The organism is Vibrio sp. OPT46 (assembly GCF_015163535.1).
GTDB lineage: Bacteria > Pseudomonadota > Gammaproteobacteria > Enterobacterales > Vibrionaceae > Vibrio > Vibrio alginolyticus.
Map to the genome: position 1 here is coordinate 1 of NZ_JADDYG010000783.1, position 2,540 is coordinate 2,540.

The 2,540-nt window shown below is 36.5% G+C and carries 3 protein-coding genes; all 3 read left to right on the forward strand.

Features of this window, described 5'->3' with window-relative positions:
- Positions 1-867, forward strand: an 867-nt coding sequence (locus tag IQR33_RS27720; protein ID WP_193844237.1) for a GNVR domain-containing protein, incomplete at its 5' end; no start/stop codon positions are given.
- Positions 860-2,152: a hypothetical protein gene (locus IQR33_RS27725; protein ID WP_042522617.1), complete on the forward strand. Its 1,293-nt coding sequence runs from the start codon at positions 860-862 to the stop codon at positions 2,150-2,152. The genes IQR33_RS27720 and IQR33_RS27725, both read left to right, overlap by 8 nt.
- The coding region (locus tag IQR33_RS27730; protein ID WP_193844238.1) for a glycosyltransferase family 2 protein at positions 2,139-2,540 on the forward strand (402 nt) is incomplete at its 3' end. The genes IQR33_RS27725 and IQR33_RS27730, both read left to right, overlap by 14 nt.

Here is a 2,540-nt window from a genome sequence, read left to right on the forward strand (position 1 = left end):
CTAATACGCTTACTTTGGCAACAGAAAATAATGATCGTTGCTATCACATTTATATTTGCGGTTGCGTCAGTGCTTTTTGCTATTTCAAAGCCAAATCTCTACAAATCTGAAGCTGTACTTTTTCCGGTAACAGACAATACGCCTAGCTCAACCGTGGGGCAATTGGGTGGTTTAGCTGCGTTAGCGGGGTTTGGTAGCCAAGACAGTTCCAAACAAGCTATTGCTTTAGAGTCCCTACGCTCAAGAGTATTCTTAGGAGCATTCATTGAACGTAGAGATATTTTGATCCCATTAATGGCAATCGAGCATTGGGATGCAGCTACTGGAAAAGTATATATTGACCCGGAGATTTATGACGAAAGTACAAGCACTTGGACAAGAGTTGTTAGTGACGGAAAAACACCAAAGCCAACCATTTTAGAGGCCACGAAAGTTCTTAATGAGTTACTCGTTATCGATTCAAATAAAACGAGTGGTTCAACTATTGTTTCTTTGACGAACCAATCGCCAGTTTTAGCAAAACAATGGCTTGATTGGCTGATCTCAGACCTGAACGAATGGATGAAGAACAAGGACATCAACCAAGCTAAGAATAATATTCAATACTTAGAGAAGCAGCTGAATCTTACAAACCTCTCTGAAATGCAGAATGTTTTTTATCAATTAATTGAAGAGCAAACTAAGAAATTAATGCTTGCTGAGGCACAAGAGAACTACATCTTCGATATTATCGATCCACCAGTGGTTCCGGAAGAAAAAGATAGCCCAAGTCGAGCTATTATTTGCGTTCTTGGTACGTTAATTGGTGGTATTCTGTCAATTATTATCGCACTAATACGAATTGCAATAACACGTAAGAATGCTTAGCTTAAATTTAGAACCAATGAAACGGCTAGAAGGGCATGTTTATTTATTCACTCTTCTAGCTCCTTTATCTGTAACTAAATGGAATAAAGTTGTACTTGTTGTACTTTTTCTTTCGGCTGCGTTGAGTGTTGGATATTATTTTCTTTTAGCTAGAAAGATTAAATTTGAAAAGTACTCACTGACCACATGTGGCCTTTTCTTAGCAGTGTTTTTAGTCTCGCTGTTTAGTATAGTGTTCAATCGAGATTACTTAGTCACTGAATATCTTAGAACTGTAATAATAGGGCGACTTTTCACCTTCACTGCTTTAGTGCTTAACTTACTTGTTATTCTCATGTGGTTACCAAGTGCGAATGAAAAATCAGTAAAGAAATTACTGTATTATGGCCTATTCACTACATTCACTTTTGTAATCTTAGGGTATTGGCAGCTTATAAGTAAGCAACTTGGAATTCCATTTTTCATTGATACACGAGATTGGATGCATGGTGTACCAGCAGCTTTGCGTTCTGTTTTCCCTTCTAGAATAACCTCTATTGCAGAAGAGCCAAACTTTCTATCCCCTATTTTAATGGAGTGTTTAATTCTTATTGCTCTATTAATTAGAAGCAAGTTCTGGAGTGTAGTTTTGCTAGGAATGACTACTATTATCGTTGTGTTGTCATTCTCCGGTGGGGCATACGTTAACTTCGCATTATTATGTGCATTTGTCTTTTTCTACATATTTTTAAAAACTGCGACAACTGGTAAAACGAGAATAAGTCATTTCGTGATAATGTTAGCAGTTGTATTTTTTATTGGTGTAATTGTCTACTTTGGCGCTCTCTTTCTTGAGTTTATTTACTATAAATTGCAGCATGAAGCTAGTGGTGGTTCTTCACGAAGCCAATTTATGATTTCATTTTCGAACCTAATCGCAGAGTCAAGTATAACACAATTAATTTTTGGCCACGGGTTAGGGACAATGTCAGTCCTAGACAGTTTTGGTATGCGTAGTGAAGACTACCTATTCAGAATAACAAATAACTATGTTTTAGATATGTTTTGGGAAGGTGGAGCGATCGGTGTTTTTTTGATTTTTTCGTTTTTTACTGCATTAATTCTACCTGGCATAAAGCATGGATTTTTATCTCGATATTACTTTTTAGGGGCACTGATGGGGTTTCAAATACTTGTAACATCAAGTTATCGTTCTGAATATTTGAGTACCCATTTTACCTGGGCGGTATTAATTACATTATGTATTTATAAGTTGGCAGAGTTTAAGCGAAATGTTATCGATTGATGTGCTGATTAGCACGCTCAATAATGGTATAGAGCAAATTTACGATAATGAACTTCCCATAGTTGAAGGGGTTCAATATATCATTATTCATCAGACTTCTGTAGCTTATGAGCTTTCCAGTAAGATTCATAAGTTGCTCGAAAATAGGAGTGATATCAAATATCATCATATAGATACACTCGGCTTATCTAATAGCCGTAATGCTGCATTAGCAAGAGCGTCATCTGATTTGGTTGTATTTTGTGATGATGATGTTTACTTTTTAACTGACGCGTTCGATAAAATCAGAAGTGTCTTTGATATAGATGAAGAGATCGATATTGCAACTTTCAAAGTAGTTACTCCGGAAGGCGAACCCTTTAAAAACTATCAGTCAAAAGCATTTACC

What these genes read in the sequence shown, in the direction of transcription:
- IQR33_RS27725 (WP_042522617.1), top strand. Translation starts at nt 860, where the DNA reads ATGCTTAGCTTAAATTTAGAACCAATGAAACGGCTAGAAGGGCATGTT.